Below are 8,179 nucleotides of genomic sequence, written 5' to 3' on the forward strand. Positions count from 1 at the left end.
GCGGGGGGGGGGTTCGTCCGGGGGGGGGGGCACCCCGCCCCGGGGGGGGCCCGCCCGGGGGGGGGGGGGGGGGGGGGGTGCGCCCCCCCCCGCCACCGGCCCACCGCACGCCGTGATCAGGAGAAGCGCCGCGGCTTGTCCGACCAGTACTTTTCGTGGTTGCACGACTTCCTGCCTCAAGAGCCGGTGGGAGACGGGTCACTCGACCTTGGACAGGTCGTTCGCGGAGTTCCTGTCGGTGGTCGCGTAGAGTTCCATCGCCTGGTGGATTCGCTTGCTCATGTGGACGAGTTCTTTTTGGAGGTTCCGCAGGACCGCGTTGCTGCCCTGGACGGGATCACCCGCGATGCTGGCGAGGAAGGGTTTGTAGACCTGCGCCGCAGGCGTGGTCCCCAAAGGTGGCTCGGTGGCGAGGCGGTCGAGGTCGTGTTGCAACCTTTCCACCGTCTGCTGGAAGCGCGCGAGCACGGCGATCAGCGGTTCCCCGGCGTCCGCGCTTATCGTGAAGCCATGACCCATGGCGTTGTTGGCCTGGGAGATCGCCGCGCCCAAGCCCGTCAAGCCCTGGAAGAGATCCGACATCCTCGCGTCCACCCCTCTGAAGCACGCGTCGCTCAGTCTTACTGCCGTGTACCAGTCGAGACGTAGAACTTCCGCAATCGGTTCTGCTTCTCACTCGTACGCATTAAGAATTCCACTCAAGTGGGCCTCTGCGTACCGCTGGTCCCACGGTCGGTAGGTGGCACTGGCCTCGCCCCTCGGTCCAGTCCCGGGCACCACCGCGTACCGGCCCACGTCGGTGTCCAAGTAGGTCAGCGAACCCACCGGCTCCTCCTGTCCGCGCCGGTCGCGGGCGGCGGCCACGAAGTAGCCCGCGCCCGTCCGGGGCCTGCTCAGCACCTCGGCCACCAGGGACTCCGCGGTGGGGGTGAGGCGCATCCGCCTGGTGACGCGAAATTGTGAGAAGTCCTCTTCTTCGTCGGGTTTCGGGGGTTCCGTCACCGTAACGGGTTCGCCCGGACCCGCCGGCAGGTCCGGCAGGGAGGCGACCAGGCCTCGTACCGCCGACTGCGCCGAACACCGCCACAGGCTGATCCTCTCGCCCGCCTGGACCGCGAGCAAAGCCGAACGTCCCTCGAATGTCGCCAGGGCGGCGACGTGGCGGCCCGAACTCGACCCGGCCAGTGCGACGGTCAGCGGCGCGCGAGCGAGCAGGCGCACCGATTCGGTGAACTCGGGCGCGAAGCGCGACCCCTCGGTCAAACCTCGCGCGGCGAGGTCGCGTCGCACGTTTTCGGCCAGCCTCGCCCGTTCGGTTCGGGTGGACCCGTGGTACCCGATGGTGAACGGGAAACGCCGGACCTCCAGGTCCATGGCTTCGCCCACCACGTCCAGTTCCGCCGGTGAGCAGACGATCTCCTCGGGCAACTCGTTCTCTCCCCTTTCGCCCCGGCGGTCCATGATCACATCAGTGCGCGGAAAAAACTCCGCATATTTCGGGGGTGATCGGGCGCAAAAAAATACGAATGCCGCACACCTTCGCGGTGTGCGGCACTCGTTCGGCTGAAAACTCGATTACTTGCGGTAACGCCCTACAGTCGCTGCCACAGCGACGCCGTGTTCGGCGGCTCCCACCCGGTCAGCGAGGTGTGCGCCTGGAGGCACCGGTACGACGCGCCGCCGTAGGTGACCTGCGTGCCCGCCGCGTACGTGACGCCCGCCGCCCACGCGCCGCCCGGTGCGGGGGTGGTCGTGGTCGTGATCGGCGGAGTGGTCGGCGGGGTCGTCGTGGTCGTCGTGGTCGGGGGAGTGGTGGTGGTGGTCGGGGTGGGGCCGCCCGGGCCGACCTGGAGGTCGACGCACGCGTAGAACGCCATCGCCGTGTCCGCGATGTTCCACACGGCCAGCACCTTCAGCCGCCCGGTGCGACCGCCCAGGCTCACGTTGTGCCGCACGGTCGCCGCCGGCTGGCGGCCGCGGTCGTTGAACTCGGCGATCTTGCTGCCGCCCACGAAGTACTGCCACGTGGTGGTGGCGTGGTTGGCGCTGATGGCCCAGTTGAACGTGACGTTGTCGCCGACCTGCGTGGCGGGCCACGCCTTCCGGTCGTCGCTGAGCGGCGCCCAGCGCGCGTCGCCGCCGTGGCAGTTCTGCTGCCCCTTCGGCCCTTCCACGCTCTGCGGCTCGTAGATGATGTCGCCGCAGTTGGCGACCCGGCCGGCGGCGCACACCGCCTGCCGGCTGGGCGGCGAGGTGATGTAACCGTGCGCGGAGGCCGTGCCCGCCGTCGCCACCACGATGAGCGGTGCGGCGGCCACGCCCGCGAGGGCCGCCGCGAGTTTGCGCTTCAAGCTCATGGTCCAGCTCCTTCGGAGGAACCTGCGAGGGGGTTTCCCTCGGTGGGGTCCGGATCCGCGGCGGCCGGATCACGTCGGGCGCCGCGGGCAGGGCCGCGACGACCGGTCATGTGGTCTAGACCATAAGAGGAGCCGCCACCGAGGTCAAGGACCCGGCGGCGGCTCCGCCGAACGGCTCGCTCCGATCAGACTGCCTTGGCCCGCAACAGGACCAGGCGTTCGGGGTAGAGCACCGGCGCCTGCACGCCGGCGGTGCCCAGCACCCGGCCGGGCAGGGTCACGCCCCCCTCCCACCACGGCAGCGGGACGCCCCAGTTGTGCGCGTTGCCGTCGGGGTGGTCGCCCGGCGGCAGCGGGCGCAGCCGGTAGCGGCGGTCGGGGTCCAGGCCCGGCAGCCGCACCGCGCCGGTCGGGTAGGAGGCCGAGGTGGCGAGGGAGACGACGGCGAACACCGCGTCCGCGCCGTCCTCGGCGACCACGCCGTGCACCTCGACCGCGGGGTCCGGGTGGTCGCCGTGCACCGAGACCCCCGTGTGGAGCAGGGGGCGCAACTCCTTGTAGAGCGCGACCCAGTCGCGCAGCCGCGCCAGGTCCTCGGGCGACGCCGCCGTGAGGTCCCACTCGATGCCGAAGTGCCCGAACAGGGCGGTGCCGGCGCGGAAGTCGACCGGGTGCCGCCGGTGGGTGGTGTGCGAGGTGCCCGAGCCGACGTGGGTGCCCATCAGCTCCAGCGGGATCAGCGCGTTGGTCCAGCGCTGCATGGACTGCCGCTCCAGGGCGTCGATGCAGTCCGACACCCAGACGCGGTCGGTGCGCTCCAGGACCTCCAGGTCGACCCGGCCGCCGCCCGAGGAGCAGGACTCGACCTCCACGCCGGGGTGCCGCCGCCGCAGCTCGTCCAGCAGGCGGTAGACCGCCAGGGTCTGCCCGTGCACGCCGGCGCGGCCGGTGGGGCGGTGCCCGGCCTCGACCAGGTCCCGGTTGTGGTCCCACTTCAGGTACGAGATCGGGTAGGTGGTCAGCAGGTCGTCCAGGCGCTCCAGGACGTGGGCGAACGCCTCGGGCCTGGCCAGGTCCAGCACCTGCTGCGACCGCGCCTCGCGCGGCAGCCGCCCGCCCGTCGCCATGATCCAGTCCGGGTGGGCGCGGGCCAGGTCGGAGTCGGGGTTGACCATCTCCGGCTCGACCCACAGGCCGAACTGCATCCCCAGGCCCGTCACGTGGTCGGTGAGCGGTCCCAGCCCGTCCGGCCACACCTCGTCCGAGACGTACCAGTCGCCCAGGCCGCGCTTGTCGTCCCGCCGCGAGCCGAACCAGCCGTCGTCCAGCACGAAGCGCTCCGCGCCCACCGAGGCGGCGGCGTCGGCCAGGGCCTTGAGCCGGGTCAGGTCGTGGTCGAAGTAGACCGCCTCCCACGTGTTCACCACGACCGGGCGCGGCGAGGACGGGTGGTGCGGGCGGGCGCGCAGGTGGCGGTGGAACCGCGCGGACACCTCGTCCAGCCCAACGCCCCACGACCCGTACTGCCACGGCGAGGTGTAGGACTCGCCGGGCTCCAGCACGACCTCGCCGGACAGCAGCAGCTCGCCCGAGCCCAGCAGCGACACCGCGTGGAAGGTCCGCTCGGCGAACGTGCGGTGGTTGCCCGACCAGGCCGTGTGCACCGCCCACACCTCGCCCGACCGGTTGCCGAACCCGGCCGTGCCCGCCGCGAGCAGGTAGGCCGAGTCGTAGCCGGTGCGGCCGGTCCGGTTCTCCCGCACCCGCAGGCCCTGGGTGAACGCCGTGCGCTGCGGGCTGCGCTCCCGCGTCCACCGCCCGGTGAAGTCCAGCAGCTCCACGGCCTCGGCGGGCACGGGCAGCGTCAGGTTCACCGCGTCCACGGAGAACGGCCCCGAGCCGGTGTTGGTCAGCGTCGCCCGCTGCCGCACCAGCCCGGCCGGCGTCAGCTCCACGACCAGCTCCAGCGCGAGCCCGGCCACGTCGTCCACCGCCCGCACCACCGGCCCGTCCACCGAGGCGACCCGGAACGCGGTGGAGAAGTCCCGCCCCGCCCGGTTGCCGACGACGCCGGGCGTGCCCAGCCACCCCGCCGACTGCTCCGGCAGCACGGCCACGTCGACCGAGCCGTCCACGGCGTACCCGACGGGGTGGGGCACCTGCGCCACCAGCAATGCCTCCACCTCCGTCGAGGACAGGTCCCCCAGGTCGGCGCCCCAGTGCCGGACCCGGGGCAGCGCGCCCCCGGAGAAGTCGAGCACCAGGCTGACACCCGCCTCGCGCAGGTGAGTCACGTCTGCCACTTGTGGTCTTCCTCTCTGGCGGTGAAGTTCGTTGACTTACTTTAGTTGCTGGCGTAAGAATCGCCATACCCTAGGTGTTCATAAGGCAGAACCCACGCCGCCGCCGCCGAAAAGAGGAACGATGATCCGCAGTACCCTCCACGACGGGTGGCGATTGAGTGCGGTAGGCGGTCCCGTCCCCGAGGGCGTCGAGATCGCCGACGTCCCGGCCGAGGTGCCCGGCAGCACCCACCTGGACCTCCTGGCGGCGGGCCTCATCCCGGAGCCCTACCTCGACTCGAACGAGACCGGACTGGCCTGGATGCACCGCGTCGACTGGCGGTACGCGCTGACCTTCGAGACCGAGGCGGCGGAGCCCGGCGAGAGGGTGGAGCTGGCCTTCGACGGCCTGGACACCGTGGCCACGGTCGAGCTGAACGGCGCCGTCCTCGGCCACACCGCCAACATGTTCCGCTCCTACCGCTTCGACGTGCGGGAGCACCTGCGCGACGGCCTCAACGACCTGGTCGTCACCTTCCGCTCCGCCCTCGCCCACGCCGAGGAGCAGGACGAGGCGCTGGGCGAACGCGCCCGCGTGTACCCGCACCCGATGAACGCCGTCCGCAAGATGGCCTGCTCCTTCGGCTGGGACTGGGGCCCCGACCTCCAGACCGCGGGCATCTGGAAGCCCGTGCGGCTGGAGCGCTGGTCGGCGGCCCGGCTCGCGGGGGTCCGCCCGCTGGTCACCGTGGACGCCGACGGGACCGGCCGGGTCGAGGTGCACGTCGAGGTGGACCGCGCGCGTGACGACGCCGACCTGACCGCGGTCGCGACCGTCGCCGGCGTGGAGCGGCGCGTGCCGGTGGGGGGCGACGCCGCCGTGGTCACCGTCGAGGTGCCCGACGCGCGGCTGTGGTGGCCCGTGGGCCACGGCGCGCAGCCGCTGTACGACCTGGAGGTCGTCCTCCGGGCCGGCGACGAGGACGTGGACGCCAGGAGCCACCGCATCGGGTTCCGCACCGTCGAGGTGGACACCGAGCCGGACGACATCGGCAGCCCCTTCACGTTCGTGGTCAACGGCAAGCCGATCTTCGCCAAGGGCGCCAACTGGATCCCGGACGACCACTTCCTGACCCGGGTCACCCGCGAGCGGCTGGAGCGCCGCGTCGACCAGGCCGTGGCGGCCAACATGAACATGCTCCGCATCTGGGGCGGCGGGATCTACGAGTCGGACGACTTCTACGACGTGTGCGACGAGCGCGGCGTCCTGGTGTGGCAGGACTTCCTGTTCGCCTGCGCCGCCTACGCCGAGGAGTCCCCGCTGTGGGAGGAGGTCGAGGCCGAGGCCCGCGACAACGTCGCCCGCCTGACCCCGCACCCGTCCCTGGCGCTGTGGAACGGCAACAACGAGAACCTGTGGGGCTTCGCCGACTGGGGGTGGGCCGAGCAGCTCCAGGGCCGCACCTGGGGCCTCGGGTACTACACCGACCTGCTGCCGCGCGTCGTGGCCGAGCTGGACCCGACCCGGCCCTACTCGCCCGGCAGCCCGTACAGCCCCGGCGAGCTGCACCCCAACGAGGAGACCCACGGCACGCGCCACGAGTGGGAGGTCTGGAACCGCCAGGACTACGTGCGGTACCGCGACTTCGCGCCGCGCTTCTGCTCGGAGTTCGGCTTCCAGGGCCCGCCCACGTGGGCGACGCTCACCAAGTGGGTGCACGACGAGCCGATGACGCCGACCTCGCCCGCGTTCCTGCTGCACCAGAAGGCCGAGGACGGCAACGGCAAGCTCGACCGCGGCCTCGCGCCGCACCTGCCCGCGCCCGGGGCGTTCGAGGACTGGCACTGGGCGACCCAGCTCAACCAGGCCCGCGCGGTCGCGTTCGGCGTCGAGCACTTCCGCTCGCACTGGCCGCGCACGGCGGGGGCGCTGGTCTGGCAGCTCAACGACTGCTGGCCGGTCACCTCGTGGGCCGCGGTCGACGGCGAGGAGCGCCCCAAGCCGCTGTACTACTCGCTGCGGCACGCCTTCGCGCCGCGCCTGCTCACCGTCCAGCCGCGCGACGGCCGGGACGCGCTCGTCGCGGTCAACGACACCGACGAGCCCTGGACCGGCGAGGTCGCGCTCAGCCGGCAGACCTTCGCGGGCGAGGAGCTGGCGGCGGCTAAACTCCCGCTCGACGTGCCGGCGCGGTCGGTGGCGGTGCTGGCGCTCGCGGACGAGCTGCTGGCGCCCGGCGACCCGAAGGGGGAGGTGCTGGTGGCGAGGACGGCCGACGCGCGCACCGCGCACCTGTTCCGGGAGGACCTGGAGCTGGCCTACGACCCGGAGCCGCTGACCGCCCGGGTCCACCGGGTGGAGGGCGGCTACCGCGTGGACGTGACCGCGCACTCCTTCGCCAGGGACGTCGCCGTGCTGGCCGACCGGGTCGCCGAGGACGCCGAGGCGGACGACGCCCTGATCACGCTCGCCGCGGGCGAGGCCCACTCGTTCCTGGTGCGCACCGCCGCGTCGGTCGACCCGGCCGAGCTGACCGGTCCGCTGGTGCTGCGCTCGGCCAACTCGCTGTGCGCGGTGCGGGCGTGAGCACCGGCTCCGTGGGCCTCGTCCTGGCCCGCCCCGCGCGGCTGCTGGGCGTGGAGCCGTTCTTCATGGAGTTCATCGCGGGCATCGAGGAGCGGCTGGCCGAGGACGACCGCTCCGTCCTGCTGCACGTGGTGGGCGCCGAGGACGCCGAGATCGCCGCCTACCGCAGGTGGGCGGCCGGCTCGGTGGTGGACGCGGTCGTGGTGGTCAACCGGACCGCGGACGACCACCGGCCCGCGGTGCTGCGGGAGCTGGGGCTGCCCGCGCTGTACGTGGGCGAGCCGGACGAGCTGGCCGTGCCCGCGGTCCGCACGGACGACGCGGGACCGGTGCGCGAGGCCCTGGCGTACCTGCTGGAGCTGGGCCACCGGCGCATCGCGCGGGTCAGCGGCCCGGAGACCCTGCTGCACACCCGCGCCCGCACGGCGGCCCTGCTGGAGGGGTGCGCGAAGGCCGGCGTCGAGCCGGTGGTGCTGGAGGGCGACTACTCCGAGGAGTCCGGCGCGAAGCTGACCGCGGCGCTGCTCGGCGCCGACGAGCCGCCCACCGCGATCCTGTACGACAACGACGTGATGGCGGTGGCCGGCCTGTCCGTCGCCAAGGAGCTGGGCGTGCCGGTGCCGGGGCGGCTGAGCCTGGTGGCGTGGGACGACTCGTCGCTGTGCCGGCTGGCCTCGCCCGCGCTCACCACGATGAGCGTGGACGTGCACCAGTTCGGCGTGACCGTGGCGGAGTCCGTGCTGGAGCTGGTCGCGGGCGGGCCGGTGGCCGAGCGCTGGTCGCCGACGCCCGCGCTGGTGCCGCGCGAGAGCACCGCCGCGATCGACTGAGCCCGGGTGGCCGAGGACCGGCGGGCGGGGGTGGCGACCCCCCCCCCCCGGCCCCGCGCCCGGGGGTGGCGCAGGGGGGGGGCGGACCCCGTAAAAAATACCCCCCCGCGGCGCCCGGCCCAC

Annotated in this window: 6 protein-coding genes; 2 read left to right on the plus strand and 4 right to left on the minus strand. The window is 72.8% G+C overall.

Annotated features, from left to right (window positions below; genetic code table 11):
* Positions 1 to 198: 198 nt before the first annotated feature.
* The 4 genes from ACFV4N_RS19050 to ACFV4N_RS19065 form a co-directional block, all read right to left on the minus strand.
* The gene (locus ACFV4N_RS19050; RefSeq protein WP_499673865.1) at positions 199 to 582 is read right to left on the minus strand and encodes a hypothetical protein; all 384 of its coding nucleotides are present in this window, start codon (positions 580 to 582) and stop codon (positions 199 to 201) included.
* Between the two features lie 90 nt (positions 583 to 672).
* Positions 673 to 1,428 (minus strand): ESX secretion-associated protein EspG, encoded by a 756-nt coding sequence (locus ACFV4N_RS19055; RefSeq protein WP_499673866.1) that lies wholly within the window; start codon positions 1,426 to 1,428, stop codon positions 673 to 675.
* Positions 1,429 to 1,592: 164 nt separating this feature from the next.
* Positions 1,593 to 2,357: a lytic polysaccharide monooxygenase gene (locus ACFV4N_RS19060; RefSeq protein ID WP_499673867.1), complete on the minus strand. Its 765-nt coding sequence runs from the start codon at positions 2,355 to 2,357 to the stop codon at positions 1,593 to 1,595.
* Positions 2,358 to 2,542: 185 nt separating this feature from the next.
* Positions 2,543 to 4,660, minus strand: coding sequence for an alpha-galactosidase (locus ACFV4N_RS19065; RefSeq protein ID WP_499673868.1), 2,118 nt, complete (start codon positions 4,658 to 4,660; stop codon positions 2,543 to 2,545).
* A 121-nt stretch (positions 4,661 to 4,781) separates the two neighbouring features.
* Between ACFV4N_RS19065 and ACFV4N_RS19070 the strand changes: the two genes are divergently transcribed.
* On the plus strand, positions 4,782 to 7,226 hold the full coding sequence (locus tag ACFV4N_RS19070; RefSeq protein WP_499673869.1) for a glycoside hydrolase family 2 protein: 2,445 nt from the start codon (positions 4,782 to 4,784) through the stop codon (positions 7,224 to 7,226).
* On the plus strand, positions 7,223 to 8,056 hold the full coding sequence (locus ACFV4N_RS19075; RefSeq protein WP_499673870.1) for a LacI family DNA-binding transcriptional regulator: 834 nt from the start codon (positions 7,223 to 7,225) through the stop codon (positions 8,054 to 8,056). The genes ACFV4N_RS19070 and ACFV4N_RS19075 overlap by 4 nt, the downstream gene beginning before the upstream one ends.
* Positions 8,057 to 8,179 lie beyond the last annotated feature (123 nt).

Origin of the sequence: Actinosynnema sp. NPDC059797, from assembly GCF_042732085.1 — a bacterium.
Classification (GTDB): Bacteria; Actinomycetota; Actinomycetes; order Mycobacteriales; family Pseudonocardiaceae; genus Actinosynnema.